A 24,173-nucleotide genomic window follows, 5' to 3' on the forward strand; every position below is an offset into this window, starting at 1 on the left:
GGCATGGCCAGAGCCAGAGCCGCACCGGGATGCGTCTGCAACCACAAGGTCCCGGAGCGCGGATCAAAACGCAACAGGGCGTCCGGCCAGCCCATCTGCCGGAGTTGCTGCAGGGCATTGACCAAGGGAGGAATGCGAGGATTGCGCCCGCTCATCGCGCTGGCCGGCAACACCTGCAAACCTTGCCGGGACAAAATCGGCTGAATGGCGGTCCGCTGGGCAGGACTGAGGGTTTCGCTGAGGGTCAGAACCTGCGCCCAATTCTGAGCCATATGCTCGGCCTGGGGATTAGCCTGATAAATATTAAAAAACCAGTAAACCGCTAACTGACTCAGAAAGAGCAATCCGGCAATAATCAGAAACATCCGGTTAAACAGAGTATCCGGCCACCAGAATTGATTTTTTTTCATAATCCTTCATCCCAATGCACTGTTTGACGAGGACATTCTGAACCAACAGAGCGCGATGTCGGAGAAGCACCGCCCCGGCCTTGCCCAAAATGCCCTCGTCAAAAATAACCCTTTAACCTAAAAACGGCAGTTGCCGTGGGTGCTTTGCAGCGACTTTTGTTTCGAGCCGTTGTTGTTCCTGGCGAAATCCAGCGCCCGTCAGGAGAGCTGTTTGAGCCCGTAGGGCGAGTTCTCTCCTGACAGCAGGATAAGCCTTAGAACAACAGGCGAGGAACAACGGAGCAAAAAGCACCCACGGCAACTGCCGTTTTTAGGTTTAACCTGGGGGTGCTAGGTTTCATCCGGCTCCGCAGCAGCATTGCCACCATCGGGCACCAGCACATAGCCGCGTCCCCACACGGTTTGTATATAACGCGGATCACCCGGATCCGTTTCGACAATGCGCCGCAACCGGGAAATAAATACATCAACGCCCCGCGATCCCGCAGTGACTTCTTCATTCCCATGACTCATGGCCAGCAGACGCTCTCTGGACAAGGGTTGCCAGGCGTGACTGGCGAGGGCATGTAAAATGGAAAACTCGCTATCGGTCAGGGAGATTTTTTCCGCTCCCCGCCACAAGCTGCGCGTATCCAGAGCCAGACGAAAGGGGCCGAATTCTATGGCCCCAGGCGCCGGATCCACCGTCCGGATTTCCTGACTACGCCGTAACACCGCCCGAATACGGGCCGTCAGTTCACGGGGTTCAAAAGGCTTGGGCAAATAATCATCGGCGCCCACATCCAGCCCCTCTACCCGGTCACTGAGGTCGCCCCGTGCCGTGAGCATGATAATTGGCAGATGAGGTTCCTGCGCACGCAGGCGACGACAGATGCTGAAACCATCTTCGCCGGGCATCATGACATCCAGAAGCAGCAAATCGTAATATTCCCGCTCCAGATGGCGGTCCATTTGTACCCCGGACCCCACTGCCTGAACGGCAAAACCCTGCCCTTCCAAATAGCGGACCAGCATGGTCCGCACTCTGGGATCATCATCGACCAGCAGTATCTTGCCGTTCTCAGCCATTTTATTTACCCCAGGGTCCTGGACGATGGCCCTTGTGCTCCGCCATCTTCACGACGGTCTGCCATTGTACCGGGGTCAGGATTTTGTGCAGGTACTGGACCTGCGCAATACCCCGATCCAGCATCATTTCATGATCCTTGACCACGGCCGCTTTCAGGGGTGCCAGTGCGGCCCCCGATTCACCGTTGAGGAGAGCATCGCGCAATGCCTTGTTATGCGCCATCATGCCCTGACGCCAGGCCGGAAAATCCTTACGCTGGGTATTCCGCCAATTTTTCAGATCACTCTCCTGTGCCGGGGTCAATTTCAGGTCAATCGCGTGTCGCCAGACAATAGGCATCAACATGGGAACGGGCATATTCTGCATCCAGGGGCCACGCATGGGTCCATGCTGCCATGGTCCGTGATGGCCATGCATCATCCCCGGTTCCATGGGGCCATGTCCGGCCATGGGCGGCGGGGGTGCATCTTCGGCAAATGCCGGCAAAGCAGTCATACCGAATGCGGCAATCATCAAACCGGATACTGCATATTTCAGTTTCGACATTGTATTGCTCCTCGTCTCTCAGGGGGAAAAGGTTCGTCCCTTTCCGTGGAATACACGTTAACGGCTTGCCCCCTCTGTTGCCAGCGACAAATTGTCAATAATTGTGAATAAGGCACCGAATCCATTCACACTTTGCAACAATTTTGCACAAAAACCTACTTCCCTCCCTGACGCTTTTTCAGGAGAATGCAGGCTCCACGAATGGGGAGCTTGAGCGTGCCCCATAAAGTGCTAAACGCCGTCACTGGCGTCTGGTTGGCGGTCACCGGACTGACTCAGGCGGATGCCGGGGTGATGGGCTGGTTGGCAGATCCCTTTGATACCGATGGCGGAATCAGCCAGCAACCCGGACAGCCGTGGACCGGCCCCAGTAAACTGCCGACCATACCCGATGCCCATACGCTTGCTCAGGCTGAACAGGAGCAGGTCTGGAGCCTGCCGCAACTGACCGCCTATGCCCTTGCCCACAATCCGCAAACAGCAGCCGCCTGGGATTCTCTGCGTGCCGAAGCGGCAGGAGTGGGTGTAGCAGAAAGTGCCTGGTTGCCGACTTTAACCCTCAGCACTTCGGCTTCACGTCGCCAGTCGGCTTCTACGGCGGGCTTTACCGTACCCGCGCGCAACAGCGTCAATCCGAATCTGACCCTCAGCTACACCCTCTGGGACTTTGGCCTGCGCTCCGCCAAAACCGATGCGGCAAAAGCCCAGGAATGGGTAGCCGGCTTCACCCAGAATCAGGAAATCCAGTCTGTGGCCTTCAGCGTGGCCCAGGCCTATTATCAGGTGCTCGGCAACCAGTCCCTGCTCCTTGCCGATGAAAAAACCGTTGCCGAAAATCAGAAAAACCTGGAAGCCGCAGAAGTCATGCACCGCGCCGGTCAAGCAACAGTTGGAGCCTTGTATCAGGCGCGGGCGGCCATGGCTCAGTCACAATCCACCCTTGCCGCCCAACAGCAGACCCTGCGTAGCAGTCAGGGCGTATTGGCCAGCACCCTCGGCCTGAGCCCCAAAACCGTTCTGAAAATTCACCCGCTGCAACTCAATCAGACACCCCCGCAACTGCACGATGCGGCAGACACCCTGATGCAATCCGCACTAAGCGCCAACCCGGCCTTGCAGGAAGCACGAGCCCAGGTGGCTGCAGCCCAGGCCAATCTGCGGAGTGCTGAGGCCAGCGGCTTGCCCACTCTGGGGGCCAGCAGTTCCTATGGCTACCTGTTTCAGGGTGGCTTTCGGCCCGGCGACACCTGGACCGTTGGTTTTACTCTGACCGTTCCATTGTTTACGGGCTTTAATAACCACTATCAGGTTCGCCAGAACGAGGCCTTGCGTGATCAGGCTGAAGCCAATCTTGCTGGTAGCCGAAACAGCACCGAAAGTACAGTCTGGCAGGATTATCATAATTTTCAGGGTGCGACGGCAGCATGGCCAGGAGCTCGCAGTGGTCTGCAAAACGCCGACAAAGCTCTGGAAGTAGTACAGGCACAATATCGCGTTGGGCAAGCCACCATCCAGGATGTGTTACTGGCAGAATCCACCCTGGCGCAGGCGCGTTACACCCTCATTCAAAATCTGGTCAGCAGTTACGTGGCACTGGCGCAACTCAGTCAGGCCGTGGGCATGCCTTTGGGAGCACAACAACCGTGATGCGTTATCCCCTTATTTTTCTTCTGACCGCTGTTACCTTGGGTCTGACGGGCTGTCAGGGCAAAGCCCGCCATGAAATGCCTCCGCTTCAGGTACAGTTGACCACTCCGACCCAAGAAAATATGACCCACTACGTCGGTTATCTTGGAACCGTGACGCCTATCCAGACCGTCACCGTCATTCCCCAGACTTCGGGACTGCTACAAAACATCTCTTTCACGCAGGGGGCCATGGTCAGCAAGGGTCAAACCCTGTTTACCATTGATCCGGCCCAAACCCGGGCGGAGCTTGCCCAGGCTCTGGCCAAACTGGCTGCTGATCAGGCTACTGCCCGCTACAACCGCAATCTGGTTGATCAGGATCGGCCCCTGGCGGAAAAAGATTTTATTACCCGCCAGAGTTTTGACCAGGCGGTTTCCCAGGCGCAGGCGGCGGCGGCTCAGGTGGCCGAGGATCAAGCTGCTGTTCAGCAGGCTCAGATTAATCTGTCTTACACCAGGATTACCGCACCTATCAATGGTCGCATCGGCTTGGCGCTGGTCAAAGCCGGGAATCTGGTGGTCGCCAATCAAACCCAATTAACCACCATCAATGAAATCAACCCCATCACCATCAACTTCAGTGTTCCTCAAGCACAACTGGGGGCCGCCAGACAGGTACAATCCCAAAACACCAACCTGCCCATCCAGGAAGAAAAAGGCGGGACCCTACTGGCTCAAGGCAAGCTGACTTTTATTGATAACACCGTCAGCGCCAGCACCGCCACGGTCAGCCTGCAGGTCACGGTACCCAATACCAACCATAAACTCTGGCCGGGTCAGTACGTGCTGGTGCAAATGCCGGTCCAGCACATCGCTAATGCTCTGGTTCTGCCCGTAGGAGCTGTGCAGCAGGGTAGTTCCGGTCCTTTCGTTTATACCGTCGAACAGGGCAAAGCAACGGACAAGGCCATTCAGGTTCTCTGGGAAACAGGAAAAAAGGCGGTGATCAGTGGTATTACGCCCCAAACCAGGGTCATTTTCCCGCTCCCGGCGCGACTATATCCCGGTGCCGCCGTACAAACCGGTGCGGCCGGGCACTCTACCAAGCAGCAGCATCAAGGTAGCCCCTCGTGAATTTCTCGGCGTTATTCATCCGGCGCCCGGTGATGACCGTTATCATCATTCTCGGGCTGGTGATTTACGGCATTTTTGCCTTTACTAATCTGCCCGTCGCCCTCCTGCCCAGCGTCGATTTCCCAACCGTCATGGTATCGGCCAGTTTGCCTGGCGCCAGCCCTCAGACCATGGCCAGTGCCGTCGCCACGCCTCTCGAAAAACAGTTTTCTTCCATTCCCGGACTGTCTTCGATGAGTTCCGTGAATAATCAGGGTTCCACACGCATCATTCTGCAGTTTGATCTCAGCCAGAATATCGACGTAGCCACCCAGAATGTATCCAATGCCGTCACCCAGGCCAGTCATCTGTTGCCACCCGGCATGACCAGCCTGCCTTTTGTCAAACAGCTGAATCCTTCTGCGGCCCCCATCGAATTCATCGCCCTTTCCGCACCCAATATGCCCATCTACAAGCTCAATGAGTACGCAGTAGACAAGGTGGTGCCAGCCATTTCCGGGATTCCCGGGGTAGCGCAGGTGCAAATATTTGGTGAGCAGAATTACGCCGTACGCATTCATGCCAATCCATTTGCCATGCAGGCGCATGGTATTTCCCTGCAGGATCTCAGCACGGCCATCAACAATCACAATGTGAATTTACCCCAGGGAACGGTTCTGGGCGCCGTCCGTAATTACGCGGTGAATGTTCATGGTCAGCTACAGGACGCCCAGGCTTTTGCCAACATGCCCGTAACTTTTGCCAACGGCGCTGTAGTCCCCCTTTCCGACATCGCTCAGGTGCGCAATGGGGTGGATAATGACCAGATTGCCAGCTGGATTGGTAACCAGCGCGCCCTGATTCTGGCGGTCGTCCGTCAGCCCGACGCCGATACGGTCGCCATTTCCGATGCCATCGGCAAGCGCCTGCCGACGCTTGCTGCCAGTCTGCCCGGCGGGGCGAAAATGACGGTGGTTTATGACAAAGCGGACTATATCCGCTCCGCCGTGGAAGAAGTGGAAATCACCTTGCTTCTGGCTTCCCTGCTGGTAGCGGGCGTGCTCTGGCTGTTCCTGCGCCGGGGAAGCCCCACGCTGATTGGGGCAGTAGCCATTCCAACCTCCATTTTGGCCACTTTCGCCATTATCTACGAACTGGGCTACACCCTGAACACCCTGACGCTGCTGGCCCTGACTTTGGCCGTCGGATTTGTGGTGGATGACGCCGTGGTCATGCTCGAAAATATCACCCGCCACGAAGAAAATGGTGAAGAACCTTTCCATGCGGCCATTACCGGCAGCCGGGAAATTGGTTTTACCGTCATTTCCATGACGCTTTCGCTAGCTGTGGTGTTCCTGCCCTTTCTGGTTATGGGTGGCATTATTGGTCGTTTGTTCCGGGAGTTCGGGGTCACGATAGCCATCGTCATCCTCATGTCCGGACTGGTCTCGCTGACCCTGACCCCCATGCTCTGCGCCCGTTATTTGCGGGTAAAACATCATAGTCCCAGCCGCTTTGAGTCGGGCTTCTCGCGGCTGCGCAACTGGTATGGACGCAGTTTGCGCAAAACCATGCAGCATCGCGGCTGGGTGTATATAGCTGCACTGCTCAGTCTGCTGGGCATGATCGGCCTGTTCGTCATTCTGCCTAAAGGGTTCATTCCCAGCGAAGACAGCGGCATGATCATGGGCAATCTGGAGTACCCTCAGGGTATTTCCTTCAGTCAACTGGAAGATACCCAGCAACGTATCGCCACGGCCGTAGGTCACAACAAGGCCGTACAGGCGGTCATGTCCAGTGCCGGGCAGGGAGCGGGCGCTTTCGGGTCCGCCAATACCGGACGCCTGATTATCCGTCTGAAGCCCCTGGGACAAAGAGCTTCCGGAGAGCAGGTCATCATCCAGTTACGCCAAATTGTCAGTCACTTTAATGGTGTCGAGGCCAGCTTCCAGTTGCCTCCAGCCATTCAGATGGGGCCGGTATCGTCGCAGTCTCACTACCAATACATTCTCCAGAGCGAAGATCAGGACAGTCTCAACGAAGCAGTCCCCCATTTGGTAAAAGCCCTGCGCAAAGTGCCGGGACTCCAGGCCGTCAATAGTGATCTGCAGCTAGCCAACCCCGAAATCGAGGTCCATGTAATGCACCAACGTGCCCAGGCCCTCGGGGTAACACCCCAAGGTATTGAGCAGGCCCTCAACTTTGCCTTCGGTGGCACCCAGGTTGGCACCATTTATGCCTCCACCAACCAGTACGAGGTCATTCTTGATCTGGAGAGAAAGTTTCAGGAAAATCTGGGAGCCCTTTCGGCAATTACCATTCCCGGTACTGCCGGTCTGGTCCCCCTGGCAGCCATCGCCCATTTTGCCTATGGCGTAGGGCCCTTGAGTATCAGTCATTATGATGGCCTGCCCAGTGTCACCATTTCCTTCAATCTGGCCCCCGGTGTCTCCCTGGGAGAGGCCACCCAAAGGGTGCAAAAGGCTGCCGCACAAATTCTTCCCGCCAACGTGCAGGGTGAGTTTGGCGGCTCGGCAGCGGCCTTTTCTCAATCCACGAACACGCTGCCCTTGCTGCTTCTTGCCACCATCGCCCTGATTTATGCGATTCTGGCCATTCTCTACGAAGACTTCATCCACCCGTTGACCATTCTGACCGCCTTGCCACTGGCAGGTTTCGGCGCGCTGCTGGCTTTGTGGATATTCCATCAGGAACTGGATTTGTTCAGCTTTGTGGGCATTATTATGCTCGTGGGTCTGGTCAAGAAAAATGGCATTATCATGGTGGATTTTGCCGTCCATCGGCGTCGCGAGGGTGCCAGCGCAGAAGATGCCATTGTCGATGCCTGCATTACCCGGTTTCGCCCGATCATGATGACCAACCTTGCGGCGGTATTGGGTATTTTGCCTATCGCCATCGGCATCGGCGCTGGTGCAGAATCGCGGGTTCCGCTGGGTGTTGCGGTAGCCGGGGGCATTGTTGTTTCACAATTTTTGACCCTGTATATCACTCCCGCTTTTTATGTACTTTTTGAAAACTGGAAAGGACGCTGGCGACGCCAGCCTCAGCCGGCACAGAGCAGCCCGGGGATTTCCGGGGATCACCCATAAACCTCAAAACGGCGCTTGGGCGGGAAGCTTTGCAGCGACCTTGGTCCGCGCCGTAGGCTGCGCGGACCTGTTTCGGTATGACATCTGAATGGATAAGTTCTGCATTATCACTGAATTGTGATATATAACGAACAACTATCCGTAGAATAGCGAGTCCGTAATGCCTGCAAAAATCCTGTTATTACTGGTCCTTGCCAGCCTGGCCGGCTGCGCCACTATAACGCCCTCCGGGCCCAACCATTTGACGAGCAGCGCCGCCACCCAAAGCGCCCAACTCGCGCAACAAAAAGCTGAACTGGCCGAACGGCACCTGGCAGCCATTGCTGGCCAACGGGCTACTGCAGAACGGCAGTTTTGTCCCAACTGGCAACAGGCACTCCTACACGCCCGTAATAATGCTATCGGCTGCGCCCAAATGCCGATCAATGCCCAATCCGCCTGCTGGCAGGCGGTTGCCCAATGGACCAACGAAGAAAGCCAATATTTTCATGCTCTGCATCCTTTATTCACCCACAGCCCCTACGCGGAACCCGCAGGGCATGCCGCACACTTTTTCGATTTGGCCCAAAGCTGGGCCATGACCTGCGAAGATGGCGGTGCTGCATGTACCCAAGCCTCAGGACATCAGCAAATGGATCAGGAGAAGAAGCAGGTGAATCAGTTTTGCATGCACCAATAAATAATGATCCAGGCCACTTTTTAAGGCGAAGCTCTATAGGCATCTCTGGAGAAATTGAGTAGGATAAAAATCGGTAGAAAACAATTACCTTACAATTAACTAAAAGATTTTCCTGCCCATAACTCAAAAAGGGAGAAACCATGTTCAAGGATTTTATAGGAGACTTCAAAACATTTCTGCAGCGTGGGAATGTGATCGATCTGGCGGTCGCTTTTGTTATTGGTACGGCTTTTTCTGCCATAGTCACCGCTTTGGTAGGCGACATCATCATGCCGCCCATCGGCCTGCTGCTCGACAAGGTCGATTTTTCCAATCTATACGTCATATTGAAAGAGGGCAGCACTCCCGGTCCTTACCTGACCCTCGCTGCGGCGAAAAAAGCAGGCGCAGTCACCCTCAATTATGGCCTGTTCATCATGTCACTGATCAGCTTTTTCATCATTGCTCTGGTCATATTTTCCATTGTCCGCGTAATCAACAAACTCTACCCCAAGCCTGTTGCACCGGTTTCCACCAAAAACTGCCCCTATTGCTTTTCCTCCATCCCTTTGGCGGCTACGCGTTGCCCCAGTTGCACCTCCCAACTGGAATCCTGATCAGGTAATTACTTTGGCGAAGCCCGCTCACTGAGAGCCCCTTCGCCTTTCCTGCGCACTTGCCGTATGCTCATGACTCATTATGTACACGGGTGGATCATGTGATCTGGGAACTTTTTCTGGTTTTTCTGGCCGGGATGCTGCTCGGTCTGGGTATTCTGTTTTTTTTGAGCCGGCAAAACTTACGTCGCCAGCAGGACGAGGCAGCAGCTGTCCAGGCACGTCAGGAACAAGTCATCTCCGAATTGCGCGCCCATATTCAGGCGCAACAATCCGAGCTGCTGAAACAAAATGAAAACCGGGTCCGGGCAGAGACAGAAAACCAGCAGATCCCCTTGCTGAATGAAGCACTCAAAACTGCTCAGGATGAAATCAATCAGTTACATAATAATCTCAATCAGATACGCGGTCAGCAGGCAGAATTACAGGAACGCCTGGAACAGGAGCGCTTGCGCAGTAATGAGAAACTGACTTTGCTGGAAGAAGCCCGGCAGCGCCTCACCGAAACTTTCCAGTCCCTCTCTGCCGATGCCCTGCGCCGCAATAATCAATCTTTTCTGGATCTCGCCAGGGAAAACCTCGAACGCTTTCAGGAAAACGCCAAAACTGACTGGGATGGCCGCCAGAAAGCCGTGGGACAACTCATCGAGCCCATTCGTGAATCCATGGAAAAAGTGGGCCAGCGCATGGATGCCATGGAAAAAACGCGTATTGATGCTTATGGCGCTTTAAATGAACAACTGCGTGGCCTCGTTCAGGACCATCTGCCCCGCCTGCATCAGGAAACAGCAGCCTTGGTAAAGGCACTGCGTCAACCTGCCGCGCGAGGCCGCTGGGGCGAAATGCAGCTCAAACGCGTTGTGGAAATGGCAGGAATGCTGGCCTACTGTGATTTTGCTGAACAGGAAAGCGTGCAGACGGAAACCGGGCAGCAACGCCCCGATCTGGTTGTCCGACTGCCCGGAGGCAAACGCCTGATTGTAGATGCCAAGGCGCCCCTTAACGCTTACCTGGAAGCCATGGAAAGCGAGGATGAGCAAAAACGTCAGCAGTTCCTGCTCAAGCATGCCCAGGAACTACGCACGCACATGACCCAACTCGGCAAAAAGTCCTATTGGGAACAATTTCAGCCCACCCCTGAATTCGTGGTGCTTTTTGTCCCCGGAGAAGTATTTTTCAGCGCGGCGCTCCAGGCCGATCCAGCTCTGATTGAATTTGGCGTCGAACAAAAAGTCATTGTTGCCAGCCCAACCACCCTCATTGCCCTGCTGCGAGCCGTTTCTTACGGATGGCGGCAGGAATCTCTGGCAGAAAATGCCAGAGCCATCAGTGAGCTTGGCAAAGAACTTTATGATCGTCTCCATACGCTTGCCGGACACTGGAGCAGGGTAGGGAAAAATCTGGGACAGGCCGTTGATGCCTATAACAAGGCCACCGGCTCACTGGAAGGTCGTGTTCTCAGTTCTGCCAGAAAGTTCCGGGACCTCAAGGCGATAGCAGACAACAAGGAATTATCTGTCTCTGAGCCGGTAGAACTCAATCCGCGTCAATTACAGGCAGACGAACTGATCGGCGAAAAGCTGCCTGACTCCAGCGATTAGGCGGAGTCCCCGGTCACCTGCCCGGCATCCTGCCGACGGGATTGTGCCTGCACGAGCGCCAGAGGCAAGCTGAAAATGACCTTTTCTTCAACCCCCGCCGTTTCCTGCGGCGCTGTAGCACCCCATTCCTGTAACTGGTCGATAATACCTTTCACCAGACTTTCCGGTGCCGACGCACCGGCACTAATCCCGATTTTGCCGACATCAGCAAACCATTCCCGACGCAATTGGCTCGAATCTTCAATCAGATGCGTTGGGGTATCCAGCCTTCCGCCCAGCTCGGCCAGACGACTGGAGTTGGAACTGTTGGGCGCACCGACCACCAGCAAAATATCCACCTCGGGAGCCAGGGTTTTGACGGCATCCTGACGATTTTGGGTGGCATAACAAATGTCATCTTTTTTGGGGCCCTGAATATGGGGAAAACGCGCACGCAAGGCCTGAATCACCTCGGCGGTATCATCCATACTCAGGGTAGTCTGGGTAATATAAGCCAGCTTTTCCGGGTTTCGCGGAGTCAGGCTGGCCACATCAGTCACATTGGAGACCAGATACATCATTCCTTCTTCCACCTGCCCCATGGTGCCCTCCACTTCCGGATGCCCGGCATGACCAATCAGCACCATTTCCATCCCGTCCCGACTGTATTTCTTGACCTCCATATGGACCTTGGTGACCAACGGGCAAGTCGCGTCAAATACGCTCAGCCCCCGGGCGGCCGCATGTTGACGTACCGCAATGGGTACCCCATGCGCACTGAAAATCACCGTTGCCGCATCGGGAACTTCGTCCAGTTCCTCCACAAAAACCGCCCCACGGGCACGCAGGTCCTCGACGACATGGCGGTTATGCACCACTTCATGACGTACATAAATCGGTGCCCCGAAAAGCTCCAGGGCGCGGTCCACAATTTGAATGGCACGATTGACCCCGGCACAAAAACCGCGCGGATTGGCTAACAGAATTTCCATATTGAAGTTCTCTAAACGATTTAAGGGAATGGTCCATCCTGCCGCAGGCGCTGTCAACCCAAGCGGCACCGTCTGACCAAGGCTCAAATTCATCTCACCGGAATTTCATCCGGGCCGATAAAACTCAAACGATTGTCATAAAAGCGTCATATTTACCTGATATTATCCTTTTGCAATTCCAATCACTTATCAGGGGTCATCATGGCAGAAAGCTCCAAATCCACCCAAAATCTGCAGGAACAAGCTCTCTCCGCAGAGGACAGCGCCCATAGCCTCACCAGCTCGGGAGATATTGCCCCGGATTTAAGTCCTGAAGGTATTCGTGATTTCGTCATCCATGAAGCCGTAGAAGCAGCCCAGGCTCAGCAAAGTGCCATCGTCACCGACTATGTCAACAGCCATCCCCAGGCCGCCCAGTCTCTGGATGACGCCATTCGGGTGATTCATTCGGATGTCAGCCCGGAAGACCTGGAGCATCTGCATGAGAGTGGAGCCATCCATCCGCGCAAGCACGTCGCCAACACGGATGATGCCCTCAATGACGACTGGCGTAGCGGCGGTTATCCCTACAAGTTCCGGATGACGCGCCGGGACTATGAACACGATAAATATGGCCTGCAGGTAGAACTGCTCAAGTTACAGGCCTGGGTAAAATCCAGCGGTCAGAAAGTTGTCGTCATTTTTGAAGGGCGGGATGCGGCGGGCAAGGGCGGCACCATCAAGCGCTTCATGGAACATCTCAATCCACGTGGCGCCAGAGTGGTTGCGCTGGATAAACCCTCTGAAAGAGAAAAGGGACAGTGGTACTTCCAGCGTTATGTGGAACAACTGCCTACTGCTGGTGAAATGGTATTTTTCGATCGCTCCTGGTACAACCGCGCGGGCGTCGAGCGGGTCATGGGTTTCTGTAATGAAGCTGATTATCAGGAATTCATGCGCCAGGTTCCGGAATTTGAGCGACACCTGATTTACAGCGGCATCTATCTGGTCAAGTTCTGGTTTTCGGTGACCCGTGACGAGCAGCACCGGCGTTTTGAAGAGCGTAAAGTGCATCCCCTCAAGCAGTGGAAGCTATCTCCCATGGATCTCGCCTCCCTGGATCGTTGGGAAGATTATACCCGCGCTAAGGAAACCATGTTTTTTCATACAGATACCGCTTATGCGCCGTGGACGGTGGTCAAATCCAATGACAAAAAACGGGCTCGACTGAATGCCTTGCGGCACCTGCTCCAGGTCATTCCCTACGACAATAAGGACCTCCATGCCATTGGTCCCGTCGACGGACTGGTGGTAAGCCGCGCCCACGTCATGTACGGCGAGACCAATTCTCAGGAACTCAATCCCTTTAATGGTAACCATTCACCGGAATCCGCTGGCTAAATCCACTCCAAGGAGCACCTGACCGTGAGCACAGAAAAAATTCACACCCCGCCTTCGGGGAAAAGTATCCAGCAATATATTGACGAAACACCTGTCTGGTCCGATGGCACGTCCCTCAAGGGAACCCCCATGACGGCCATGCAGTGGCGCATCTGGAGCCTTGCCGTGGCCGGCAAGTTTTTTGAAGGCCTGGTGATTTTCATGACGGGTATTGCCTTACCCCTCATTGTCCGGGACTTTACCCTGCAGGCAGCCCAAAAAGGGGTAGTCACTGCCGTAGCACTTTTCGGTATCCTGATTGGTGCCACCATGCTGGGCGGATTATCCGACATATTCGGACGTAAACGCATGTTTATTGCCGAAATGGTGATTTTTGTGGTGTTTCTCATCGGTCTCACCCTGAGCCCCAGTTATCTCTGGATGGTGATCTGCCTCTTCGGGATTGGGCTGGCTCTGGGTTGTGACTACCCCACCGCCCATCTGGTCATTTCTGAAGCGGTTCCCAGCAAGGGACGCGGCGGCCTGGTGCTTGGCGCCTTTGCCTTTCAGGCGGTAGGTGCAATTGTCGGTGCCGGTCTGGGCATTATCATTCTCGATGTTTATCCCGAAGTGGATGCCTGGCGCTGGATGTACGCTGCAGCGGTTATCCCGGCCATTCTGGTGATTGTCGGCCGGTTTTTTATCACCGACAGCCCCCACTGGCTGGCCAGCAAGGGGCGTATGGAAGAAGCGGAAAAGGAAACCCGCCGCCTGCTCAAGCGGGTTCCCCAATACCCCAAGGAAGTGGTCCTCAACAGAGAACACGCCCATCACCACCAGAAAGTCAGTCCTGCTGTGCTTTTCAACAACAAAAACCGGCGCGCCACTTTCCTCGCCGCCATCCCCTGGTTCATTCAGGATTTAGGTACTTACGGTATCGGTATTTTTACCCCGATCATTCTGGCCACCACCCTGGGTGCTTCCAGGGATGTACATAGCGTTGCTGACCTGGCACAAAATGTAATGCTCTCTGCCAAGGGAACCGCCCTGCTCGATGTGCTGTTGATTCTGGGGGTGCTTGCTGCCATTTTCTTCGTGGAAGGGACCGGCCGCATCAAGTTGCAGATCATCGGCTTTATCGGCTGTGCTGTCGGTCTGGGTCTGGCCGCCATTTCTCTGAATCTGCCCGATGGGGACAAAACCATTCTGCTTTTTGCCGGATTCATGCTTTTCAACTTCATGACCAATCTCGGCCCCAACGCCCAGACCTATCTGCTGGCCGGTGAAGTGTTTCCGACCTCCATTCGCGGCTATGGTGCCGGCTTTGCGGCTTCTTTCGCCAAAATTGGGGCGGTCATGACGGCCTTTTTGTTCCCCATCCTGCTCCACACCATTGGTACCCAAACCCTGTTGATCATTCTGGTGTGCACGTCAATACTGGGGGCCGTATTGACCTGGGTTTTCCGGGTCGAAACCCGTGGTAGCCTCGAAAAAATTGAAGAGGCGCGCGTGCAACCCCAGGTCTGAGGGTTTTGCTTATGGGTCCGCGCAGCTTGCGGGCCTGTTTTTCCGCCGGAAATGGCTGTTAGCGTTTCCGGCGGAACCGTTTATGAGGTAAACGACCACAACTTCCGCAAAGGAGTAAATATATGCTGGTCAACTGTGTGGTATATAACGATGGACATAAAGTTGCAGACAGCACACTGGAGGACGTTACTCAGTACTTGCAGCAAGCCGGTAACTTTGTCTGGGTTGCCCTGCAGGATGCGACGGAACCGGAACTGCGCATTCTGCAAAAGCAGTTCAATCTGCATGAACTGGCCGTGGAAGATGTATTTAATGGCTTGCAAAGGCCTAAGGTGGAAGAGTACGACGAACATCTTTTCGTCATACTTCAGGCTCCGGCCTACCACGGCAAAGATCTGCATATGGGGCAGATCAATATTTTTGTCGGCAGCAATTTTGTGCTTTCCGTCCGTCAGGAGTGTGAGCAAACCCTGCTGGGCGTCCGTGCCCGGGCCGAACGCGAGCCGCATATGCTCAAATACGGCTCTGCCTATGTGCTTTATGCCCTGTCTGACGCCATTGTCGACCTGTTTTTCCCGGTCGTAGATATGCTGGATGATGAACTGGAACAACTGGAAACCGTGATGTTTCACAATCAGGATGCGCGCCAGAACATGGAGCGTCTATATGATTTCAAATACAAAAGCAATGTGTTACGCCATGCATTACTGCCTCTGGCAGACGGCTTCAGCAAACTGTTTGGCGGACGGGTCCCCGCCCAGATAGATGGTGCAGAAAACTACTTCCGAGATGTTCATGATCACATCATGTTGCTCAACAGCCAACTGGATACCATCCGTGACACCATTTCCACAGCCATTCAGGTCAATCTTTCCCTGATTGCCATCGACCACGGCGAGGTCAATAAAAAACTGGCGGGCTGGGGTGCCATTCTGGTGCTGATTACCATTTTTACGGGCATCTGGGGCATGAACTTTGAATACATGCCGGAATTGCACTGGAAATTCGGATACCCCATGGCCCTGACCGTCATGGCCGGATCCTCCTATTACCTTTACCGTCGCTTCAAAAAAGCCGGCTGGATTTAGTTTTCAGAGATCCCCCCACAACGCCTGCAACACGGCGACTGCTGCAACAGCAGCGGTTTCCGCCCGCAGAATGCGTGGCCCCATATGCACCTTTTGAAAACCATGGGCACTTGCCGCCGCCAGTTCTGAACTGCTCAGTCCACCTTCAGGCCCGCTTAACAACGTCACTTCCGACTCGGGGTGCAGCAGTTCACGCATTTTCGCATTCTCCGGCGCAGGGTCCAGAACCAGACCCCGCCCCCGGCACAGGGGCCAGGCATCACTCAGAGCCATAGGCGGCAGCACCTTGGGAATGCACGTCGCGCCACTCTGCTCACAGGCGGCAATCACCATATCCTGCCAACGCTGGAGACGTTTTTCGCCGCGCGTTTCTTTCATCTGTACCACGGCATGCTGGCAAGCCACCGGCTGAATCGTCTGCACGCCCAGCTCTACGGCTTTTTGCAGACTCCAGTCCCAACGCTCCCCGCGCATCAAGGGCAACCACAGATGAATCATGAGCGGAGAACGTGTTTGCCGCACAAAACGCCCGTTGATCAGGATTTCGGCGCGGTTACCGGAAATGCCTTTCAATGTACCTGCGTAGACGCAACCATCCCCGTTGAAAAGGGTCAGCTCCTGAGCAATGCGTGCGCGCAGCACTTTCAATAAATGATGGCTGGGCTCCGTGGGCAAAAGAAAAGCGCCGCTTTCGGGTAATTCGGAATCAGCGTATAAATGAATGCGCGGCATCACTGTAGGCTTTCAGCAAGAAATAACCCGCATATCATCGCAGCGCCGTAGTAGTGGGTCAAAATTCACGGAGATGGGCATGTCCAGAATCAATGAAATCGACCAGCAATGGGTGGGGAAATTGCTGCGTACCAGTGCCGAGCGTTTTGTTCTGCCGCGTTTTCATACCGTAGTCAGCAGTCGCAAGCCTGACGGCAGCATCGTTACCAGCGCCGACATAGACAGCCAGAATTTTCTTCAGGATATGCTGGCCGCCCGCTACCCCGATATTCCCTTGCTGGGTGAAGAGATGCCCCGCGCAGAACAACAATCCCTTTTGGAAAACAGTGATGCACTCTGGTGCCTGGACCCTCTGGACGGCACCAGTAATTTTGCCGCCGGGGTACCGATTTTTGGCATCTCTCTGGCCCTGCTGGAAAAGGGGCATTCGGTCATGGGCTGGATTTATGATCCGGTACGCGCTGAACTTTTTTCAGCCGTACAGGGAAAAGGGGCTAAAATCGATGGGGCTATGCTCCACACGCGCGAAGCGCCAACACTGAAACACTGCGTAGGGGTGGTGGATTACAAGCGACTGGATCGAAATCTGGCCCTGCGCATCATTGATGAACGCCCCTTTCATAGCCAACGTAATTTCGGTTCATCCGTATTGGAATGGTGTTGGCTGGCGGCGGGGCGCTATCATTTTTATTTGCATGGTGCCCAGCAACTCTGGGATCGCGCCGCAGGCGCATTGATTCTTCAGGAAGCTGGGGGGCAAATTTCCCAGTTCAATGGTCAGGCTCTTCAGGAAAAAGACCTGAAACCGCGCTCCGTTCTGGCCACACTGGATCCGAATTTGCACCAGACCTGGCGAAACTGGCTGGAGCATGCCGCCGATAAGGCCTCCGAGTTCCCAAACGCGGTCCTTTGATTTATGCTAAAACGAATTATGTCTTCTATCTAATTCCGCCACTGAAGGGAACAAGCTTATGTCATCCATAGGTAGTCTTGCGCTGTCTCTACTCCCCGTTACCGAATCTGCCGCCCGCGCTGCCAGCGCCTGGATTGGGCGAGGTGAAAAAGAACTGGGAGATGGAGCCGCTGTAGATGCTATGCGCGCTGCCATTGCTCAAGTCCCCATGCGTGGCGTGGTTATCATCGGCGAAGGCGAAAAAGACGAAGCCCCCATGCTCTACAACGGTGAGCAGGTCGGATCGGGCACGGGTCCGGAAGTGGAAATCGCCGTGGATCCCGTCGAAGGCACCACCTTCTTAGCCCAGGGCATGCCCGGTTCCATTTGTGTACTGGCTGCAGCCCCCAAAGGCAGCATGTTCCAGCCCGGCCCCGCCTATTACATGGACAAGTTGATTGTCCCCGCCCCGGCACGCGGCAAAATCGATCCCGAAGCACCTATGAAAGCCAAACTGCAGGCACTGGCCAAATCTCTCGGCAAAGATGTTAAAGAATTGCGTATTTTCCTTCTGAAGAAGCCCCGTCATGACGCCATGATCCGGGAAATTCAGGCTGCAGGCGCGACGGTTCGCCTGCAGACAGACGGTGACGTCAGTGGTGGCATCATGGCAGCCCTGGGTACCAAAGTGGACGCGATGATGGGCATCGGCGGCACACCCGAAGGCGTCATCTCGGCCTGCGCCGCCCGTGCCATGGGCGCAGATATGTTTGGCTGCCTGGCCCCGCAAAAACCCGGCGAAGCCGAAGCGATTGCCGAAGCAGGCCTGAAAGTAGGCCAATGGCTGAGCCGTGATGAACTGGTTTCCAGTGACGACGTGCTTTTCGTCGCGACTGGCCTGACTTCCGGCGACATTCTTGATGGCGTTACCCGTTCCCACTACTTTGTAGAGAGCGAAACCCTGGTCATTTCCGGTCACGACGGTATTTTACGCCGGGTCCGCACCCACCAGCGCGCCGACTGACATTTTCATCTATCCAAGGAGTGAGTTATGACTGTAACCCGTACTGATCTGGCCAATGCCATTCGCGTTCTGGCCATGGATGCCGTCGAAAAAGCGAACTCCGGCCATCCCGGAATGCCTATGGGCATGGCGGACATCGCCGAAGTCTTGTGGAATGATTTTCTGGTACACAACCCGGCCAATCCGCATTGGGCCGGACGTGACCGTTTCATTCTTTCAAACGGTCATGGTTCGATGTTGCAGTATGCGCTCCTCCATCTGAGCGGTTACGATTTGTCCATTGATGATCTTAAGCAATTCCGTCAGTGGCACAGCAAAACTCCCGGTCATCCCGAATATCGCGATGCCCCCGGCGTTGAAACCACCACGGGCCCCTTGGGTCAGGGCATTGCCAACGGTGTGGGTATGGCCCTGGCGGAACGTATGCTGGCTGCCCAGTTCAACCGCCCCGATCATGAAATCGTCAGCAACTACACCTATGTGTTTCTCGGCGACGGCTGTCTCATGGAAGGGGTTTCCCATGAAGCCTGCTCTTTGGCCGGGGTCTGGGGACTGAACAAGCTTGTCTGTTTTTACGATGACAATAACATTTCCATTGATGGTCACGTGGACGACTGGTTCGGGGACGATACCCCGGCGCGTTTTGAAGCCTACGGCTGGCATGTCGTTCGTCATGTGGACGGTCATGATCCTGAAGCCATCAAAAAGGCTATTGCCCAGGCCCACAAACAGACCACCAAGCCGACCCTGATTTGCTGCAAGACCGTCATTGGTCATGGCTCACCCAACAAAGCCGGCACCCACGATGTACATGGAGCCGCGCTGGGCGCTGAAGAAGTTGCCCTGACGCGCAAGAATCTCGGCTGGAGTGGTGCACCCTTTGAAATTCCGGAAGCGATTTACCACGGCTTTAATGCCAAGGCCAAGGGCGAAAAAGCGGAGAGCGACTGGAAGGAAAAGTTTGCCAAATACAAGGCCAACTTCCCCAAGGAAGCGGCCGAATTTGAACGGCGCCTGAGCGGCGAAGCCAGCCCCGAATTTGACGCCGCCATTGACCGGATGATCAGCGAGTTCCGCAAGGAAAATCCGAAAATTGCGACCCGTGTTGCCTCAGGCAAAACTATTCAGGGTATTGCGGCCTCACTGCCCGAGTTTCTCGGTGGCTCCGCCGATTTGACGCCTTCCAACAATACCCGCTGGAAAGAAGCGATTGACATCGGCAAGCACCGTTTGATGGGTAATTACATTCACTACGGCGTGCGTGAATTCGGCATGTCGGCCATCATGAACGGTGTGTCATTGTATGGCGGCTTCCTGCCCTTTGGTGGCACCTTCCTGATTTTCTCGGATTACAGCCGCAACGCGATCCGCATGTCAGCCCTGATGGGTATTCGTGTCGTCTATGTCATGACTCATGATTCCATTGGTCTGGGTGAAGATGGCCCCACCCATCAGCCGGTCGAGCAGGTCAATAGCTTGCGCCTGATCCCCAACCTCAACGTCTGGCGTCCTGCAGACGCCGTGGAAACCGCCATTGCCTGGGAATCTTCCGTCAAGCTGCAGCGTACGCCTTCCTTGCTCGCGCTCAGCCGTCAGAACCTGCCGGCACTGCCCCATACGGATGAAACCGTAGCCAACGCCCGTCGTGGTGGCTATGTCATCAAGGATGCCGAAGGTGGTAAGGCACAAGGCATTTTGATTGCTACCGGTTCTGAAGTTGAACTGGCTCTGGCCGCCCAGGCGAAACTGGCTGAACAGGGTCACGCCGTTCGCGTGGTTTCCATGCCTTGTATGGACATCTTCGCCGCTCAGGATGCTGCCTATCAGGAAAGTGTTTTGCCGGCCGGCATCAGCAAGCGGGTCGCCATTGAAGCAGGCACCACGGGACTCTGGTACAAATACGTCGGATTGCACGGAGCCGTCGTCGGTATTGATCATTTCGGGGCTTCCGCTCCGGCAGCGACGCTCTTCGCCAAATTCGGCTTCACTGTGGACAACATTATTGCCCAGTTCCAGGCGCTTTGAATTCATTTGCAATTTTGAGGAGTAAATATAATGACCATTCGCGTAGGTATTAATGGTTTCGGCCGTATCGGCCGCATGGCTTTCCGCGCCATCGCCAAGGAAGCAGAGTTCAACAACATTGAAGTTGTTGCCATCAATGACTTACTTGAGCCTGCCTATCTGGCTTACATGCTGCAGTATGATTCAGTTCACGGCCGCTTTCAGGGTGAAGTCAAGGTTGAGGGCAATGATCTCGTCGTCAACGGCAAGAGCATCCGCCTGACCGCCGAACGCGATCCTGCCAATCTCAAGTGGGGCGATGTAAACGTAGATGTAGTCATTGAGTCTACCGGCTTTTTCCTGACGGGCGAGACCTGTCAGAAGCATCTGGATGCCGGCGCCAAAAAAGTGGTGCAGTCTGCGCCCTCCAAGGATGACACCCCGATGTTTGTTTACGGGGTAAATCACAGCAAGTATGCCGGTGAAAAAATCGTATCAGCAGCTTCCTGCACCACCAACTGCCTGGCGCCCATCGCCAAGGTGCTGAATGATCATTTCGGCATCAAACGCGGCCTGATGAGTACAGTGCATGCTACTACCGCGACCCAGAAAACCGTTGATGGTCCTTCTGCCAAGGACTGGCGCGGTGGCCGTGGCATTCTCGAAAACATCATCCCTTCTTCCACGGGTGCTGCCAAGGCCGTGGGCAAGGTGATTCCGGAGTTGAACAAAAAACTGACCGGTATGTCTTTCCGGGTGCCCACCTCTGACGTTTCGGTGGTTGACCTCACCGCCGAGCTGAATAAGGAAACCAGCTACGAAGAAATCTGCAAGGCCATGAAAGCCGCCAGTGAAGGTCCGCTCAAAGGCGTTCTGGGCTACACTGAAGCCTCAGTGGTTTCCACCGACTTCCGTGGCTATCCGACCCCGTCCATTTTTGACGCTGGTGCTGGCTTGCAGCTGGATCCGACTTTCGTCAAGGTAGTGTCTTGGTATGACAACGAATATGGTTATACCTGCAACATGATGCGCTTCGTCAAGCACGTCGCCAGTCACTGATTATCACTGCAAACTGGAGATGCCATCATGCATGTTTTGACTTTTGAAGACCTGTGCAAGCGTGGCCTTGCCCAAGGCAAGCGAGTTTTTATCCGCGCTGATCTCAATGTTCCCCTGAGCAAGGAAGGGGCCATTGCCGACGACACCCGGGTGCGGGCGTCTGCACCTGCGGTCCAAATGGCTCTGGATGCCGGTGCCGGCGTCATGATCACCTCACACCTGGGTCGCCCCACGGAAGGTGAATTCAAACCCGAAGACTCTCTGGCTCCGGTGGCCAAGCGACTTTCCGAGTTGCTCGGTCGTCCTGTCCGTTTGCAGGCGGACTGGGTGGACGGTGGTTTTGAAGTCAAGCCAGGTGATGTGGTTATGCTCGAAAACTGCCGCATCAACAAGGGCGAAAAGAAAGATGACGATACTTTGGCGCAGAAATACGGAAAACTCTGTGACATTTTCGTCAATGACGCTTTTGGTACCGCCCATCGCGCCGAAGCCAGTACCCATGGCATCGCCAAGTATGCACCGACTGCCTGTGCTGGCCCCCTGCTGGTGGGTGAACTGGATGCGCTCGGTAAGGCCCTGCAGAATCCCAAACGACCATTGGTGGCCATTGTTGCGGGTTCAAAAGTATCCACCAAGCTCACCATTCTCAAATCACTGGCCGATAAGGTAGATCAGCTGGTGGTAGGCGGTGGTATTGCCAATACCTTCATTCTTGCCGAAGGTCATGGAGTGGGTAAGTCGCTCTGCGAGGCTGATCTGGTCCCCGAGGCAAAAGCCATCATTGCCGCTGCCAAAGCCAAGGGTGGCGCGGTTCCCCTGCCTACGGACGTGGTCGTTGCCAAGGAATTTTCGGCCACGGCACCAGCTCGTACCTGTGCAGTAGCCGACATTGCCGAAGACGACATGGTTCTGGATATCGGGCCTGATACCGCCAGGGCGTTGGGCGAAATTCTCAGAAAAGCGGGGACCATCGTCTGGAACGGCCCGGTAGGCGTTTTTGAGTTTGAAAGTTTCGCGGGGGGAACCAGGGCCATTGCCCAGGCTGTCGCCGAAAGCACGGCATTTTCCATTGCCGGTGGTGGCGATACCATCGCGGCCATCAATCAGTTCCATATTGAAGACAAAGTTTCTTACATCAGTACCGGTGGCGGTGCCTTTCTGGAATTTCTGGAAGGCAAAACCTTACCGGCCGTTGCCATACTTGAAGAACGTGCACGAGGTAACAACGCTTGATACGCCGGACGAAAATCGTCGCAACCCTAGGCCCTGCCAGTTCTGATGTGCAGGTCATCGATCGTCTGATCGAGGCGGGCGTCGATGTCGTCCGCCTCAATTTTTCTCATGGTTCCCCCGAAGACCACGTGCAAAGAGCGGAAATGGTGCGCGAACGGGCACGTGCCCATGGTCGCGCCATTGGGGTCCTGGCCGATTTGCAGGGCCCGAAAATCCGCATCGGCAAATTTGCTGATGGCAAAATTCATCTGCAAGAAGGCGAACCCTTTATTCTAGATATTCACTGCAGCATGGGAGATCAAACCCGGGTGGGGGTGACTTATCCGCAGCTGGTCAGCGATGTTGATCGTGGTGCCACACTGCTGCTGAATGATGGCATGATTGTGCTCTGGGTCGAGAAGGTTCAGGGCGGCGAAATTCATACCCGGGTAGTACAGGGTGGTGAATTGTCCAACAGCAAGGGGATCAATCGCGCCGGTGGTGGCCTGACCGCGCCGGCCCTGACCGATAAGGATCGGGCCGACATCATCACGGCCGCCCAACTGGAAGCCGATTATCTGGCGGTTTCCTTTCCGCGCAGTGCAGCAGATATGGATGAAGCACGTCGCCTGTTTCGTGAAGCCGGAGGACATGGTGCCCTGATTGCCAAAATAGAACGTGCCGAAGCGGTTGATGCGATTGAAGAAATTTTGGCAGTATCCGAGGCCATCATGGTCGCCCGGGGAGATCTCGGGGTGGAAATTGGCGATGCAGCCGTTCCTACAGTCCAGAAGCGCATTATCGCCCTGGCCCAAAAACATAATCGCCTGAGTATCACCGCCACCCAAATGATGGAGTCCATGATTCATCAGCCCATACCCACGCGTGCCGAAGTTTCCGACGTGGCAAATGCGGTTCTTGATGGTACGGATGCCGTCATGTTGTCGGCAGAAACGGCAAGCGGCGCTTATCCGGTAGAGGCCGTGGCGGCGATGGACCGTACCTGTCGCGAAGTTGAACGGCATGCCCCCAGCACCAACACCCTGCAGATTATTGATCGCCCGCTTGCCGGAGTGGATGAAACCATCGCAGCTGCCGCGCTTCTGGCTACCCTGCGCTCATCTATCGCCGCCATTGCCGCCTTTACCGAAAGTGGCTCTACCGCATTGTGGTTATCGCGGGCTAATCCCAAGGTACCCATTTATGCTTTGACGCCCCAGGTGTATACCCGCCGTAAGGTGACTTTGTACCGGGGCGTTCATCCGGTGAATTTCCCCCAAAACCGTCATGATGATCCTGTGCAGGTGATGCGCGCTGCCGAAGATGAACTGCGCCGTCGTGGTGCAGTACGCGACGGAGATCTTATGTTGATTACCATTGGTGAGCCCATTGGCTCTCCGGGCGGAACCAACACCCTGAAACTGGTCCGCGTAGGAGATGTCACCCATCGCGGTTAGACAGAAACACCGGAATGACGGGCGGCTTGCAGTTTGCCTATCCCGTCTATAGGATTGATTAGAAACCAACCATTTTTCATTCACGTTTAGGAGAAG

The 24,173-nt window shown here is 55.1% G+C and carries 19 protein-coding genes and 1 pseudogene; 15 read left to right on the top strand and 5 right to left on the bottom strand.

What is annotated here, in order from left to right:
• From H7F08_RS08630 to H7F08_RS08640, 3 genes and pseudogenes are all read right to left on the bottom strand, one after another.
• Positions 1-410 (bottom strand): annotated as a pseudogene (locus H7F08_RS08630) (two-component sensor histidine kinase); the annotation flags it as partial.
• A gap of 330 nt (positions 411-740) precedes the next feature.
• Complete coding sequence (locus H7F08_RS08635) at positions 741-1,478, bottom strand: response regulator (protein ID WP_031573823.1); 738 nt, start codon at positions 1,476-1,478, stop codon at positions 741-743.
• Position 1,479: 1 nt separating this feature from the next.
• On the bottom strand, positions 1,480-2,025 hold the full coding sequence (locus H7F08_RS08640; RefSeq protein ID WP_024893203.1) for a hypothetical protein: 546 nt from the start codon (positions 2,023-2,025) through the stop codon (positions 1,480-1,482).
• Between the two features lie 216 nt (positions 2,026-2,241).
• Here H7F08_RS08640 and H7F08_RS08645 point away from each other — a divergent pair, with 216 nt between their 5' ends.
• From H7F08_RS08645 to rmuC, 6 genes are all read left to right on the top strand, one after another.
• A complete protein-coding gene (locus H7F08_RS08645) occupies positions 2,242-3,672 on the top strand; it encodes a TolC family protein (RefSeq protein WP_193640341.1) in 1,431 nt (476 codons plus the stop codon).
• Entirely contained in the window at positions 3,672-4,787 is a 1,116-nt protein-coding gene (locus H7F08_RS08650; RefSeq protein WP_193640350.1) for an efflux RND transporter periplasmic adaptor subunit, read from the top strand. Before H7F08_RS08645 ends, H7F08_RS08650 begins: the two co-directional genes overlap by 1 nt.
• Positions 4,784-7,876 (top strand): efflux RND transporter permease subunit, encoded by a 3,093-nt coding sequence (locus tag H7F08_RS08655; RefSeq protein ID WP_035210997.1) that lies wholly within the window; start codon positions 4,784-4,786, stop codon positions 7,874-7,876. The genes H7F08_RS08650 and H7F08_RS08655 overlap by 4 nt, the downstream gene beginning before the upstream one ends.
• Positions 7,877-8,036: 160 nt before the next feature.
• Positions 8,037-8,555 carry a hypothetical protein gene (locus tag H7F08_RS08660; protein WP_031573832.1) on the top strand — a complete coding sequence of 173 codons (519 nt, stop codon included), beginning with the start codon at positions 8,037-8,039 and terminating at the stop codon, positions 8,553-8,555.
• A gap of 140 nt (positions 8,556-8,695) precedes the next feature.
• Positions 8,696-9,151, top strand: coding sequence for a large conductance mechanosensitive channel protein MscL (mscL, locus tag H7F08_RS08665; protein ID WP_010642476.1), 456 nt, complete (start codon positions 8,696-8,698; stop codon positions 9,149-9,151).
• Between the two features lie 101 nt (positions 9,152-9,252).
• A complete protein-coding gene (gene rmuC / locus H7F08_RS08670; RefSeq protein ID WP_031573835.1) occupies positions 9,253-10,752 on the top strand; it encodes a DNA recombination protein RmuC in 1,500 nt (499 codons plus the stop codon).
• Here the strand turns inward: rmuC and ispH are convergent.
• Positions 10,749-11,723, bottom strand: a complete 975-nt coding sequence (gene ispH, locus H7F08_RS08675; RefSeq protein ID WP_029316446.1) for a 4-hydroxy-3-methylbut-2-enyl diphosphate reductase — start codon at positions 11,721-11,723, stop codon at positions 10,749-10,751. The two genes, rmuC and ispH, sit on opposite strands and share 4 nt — an antisense overlap.
• Before the next feature lie 201 nt (positions 11,724-11,924).
• Between ispH and ppk2 the strand changes: the two genes are divergently transcribed.
• From ppk2 to corA, 3 genes are all read left to right on the top strand, one after another.
• Entirely contained in the window at positions 11,925-13,103 is a 1,179-nt protein-coding gene (gene ppk2 / locus H7F08_RS08680) for a polyphosphate kinase 2 (protein WP_140391107.1), read from the top strand.
• A 24-nt stretch (positions 13,104-13,127) separates the two neighbouring features.
• Entirely contained in the window at positions 13,128-14,609 is a 1,482-nt protein-coding gene (locus tag H7F08_RS08685) for an MFS transporter (RefSeq protein ID WP_193640342.1), read from the top strand.
• A 122-nt stretch (positions 14,610-14,731) separates the two neighbouring features.
• Entirely contained in the window at positions 14,732-15,697 is a 966-nt protein-coding gene (gene corA, locus H7F08_RS08690) for a magnesium/cobalt transporter CorA (RefSeq protein ID WP_031573842.1), read from the top strand.
• Between the two features lie 3 nt (positions 15,698-15,700).
• Here corA and H7F08_RS08695 read toward each other — a convergent pair whose 3' ends face one another.
• Complete coding sequence (locus H7F08_RS08695) at positions 15,701-16,429, bottom strand: 16S rRNA (uracil(1498)-N(3))-methyltransferase (RefSeq protein WP_031573843.1); 729 nt, start codon at positions 16,427-16,429, stop codon at positions 15,701-15,703.
• Positions 16,430-16,508: 79 nt separating this feature from the next.
• Here H7F08_RS08695 and H7F08_RS08700 point away from each other — a divergent pair, with 79 nt between their 5' ends.
• The 6 genes from H7F08_RS08700 to pyk are packed head-to-tail and all read left to right on the top strand — an operon-like array spanning position 16,509 to position 24,077.
• On the top strand, positions 16,509-17,342 hold the full coding sequence (locus tag H7F08_RS08700) for an inositol monophosphatase family protein (RefSeq protein WP_031573845.1): 834 nt from the start codon (positions 16,509-16,511) through the stop codon (positions 17,340-17,342).
• Between the two features lie 58 nt (positions 17,343-17,400).
• Complete coding sequence (gene glpX / locus H7F08_RS08705) at positions 17,401-18,345, top strand: class II fructose-bisphosphatase (protein ID WP_031573847.1); 945 nt, start codon at positions 17,401-17,403, stop codon at positions 18,343-18,345.
• A gap of 27 nt (positions 18,346-18,372) precedes the next feature.
• The gene (gene tkt, locus H7F08_RS08710; RefSeq protein ID WP_031573849.1) at positions 18,373-20,370 is read left to right on the top strand and encodes a transketolase; all 1,998 of its coding nucleotides are present in this window, start codon (positions 18,373-18,375) and stop codon (positions 20,368-20,370) included.
• 30 nt (positions 20,371-20,400) lie between these two features.
• Complete coding sequence (gene gap / locus H7F08_RS08715; RefSeq protein ID WP_010642491.1) at positions 20,401-21,408, top strand: type I glyceraldehyde-3-phosphate dehydrogenase; 1,008 nt, start codon at positions 20,401-20,403, stop codon at positions 21,406-21,408.
• A gap of 27 nt (positions 21,409-21,435) precedes the next feature.
• A complete protein-coding gene (locus H7F08_RS08720; RefSeq protein WP_031573851.1) occupies positions 21,436-22,641 on the top strand; it encodes a phosphoglycerate kinase in 1,206 nt (401 codons plus the stop codon).
• Positions 22,638-24,077 carry a pyruvate kinase gene (gene pyk / locus H7F08_RS08725; protein WP_065974594.1) on the top strand — a complete coding sequence of 480 codons (1,440 nt, stop codon included), beginning with the start codon at positions 22,638-22,640 and terminating at the stop codon, positions 24,075-24,077. The genes H7F08_RS08720 and pyk overlap by 4 nt, the downstream gene beginning before the upstream one ends.
• The last annotated feature ends 96 nt before the right edge of the window (positions 24,078-24,173 follow it).

The organism is Acidithiobacillus sp. HP-11, from assembly GCF_015100075.1.
Taxonomy (GTDB): Bacteria; Pseudomonadota; Gammaproteobacteria; order Acidithiobacillales; family Acidithiobacillaceae; genus Acidithiobacillus; species Acidithiobacillus thiooxidans.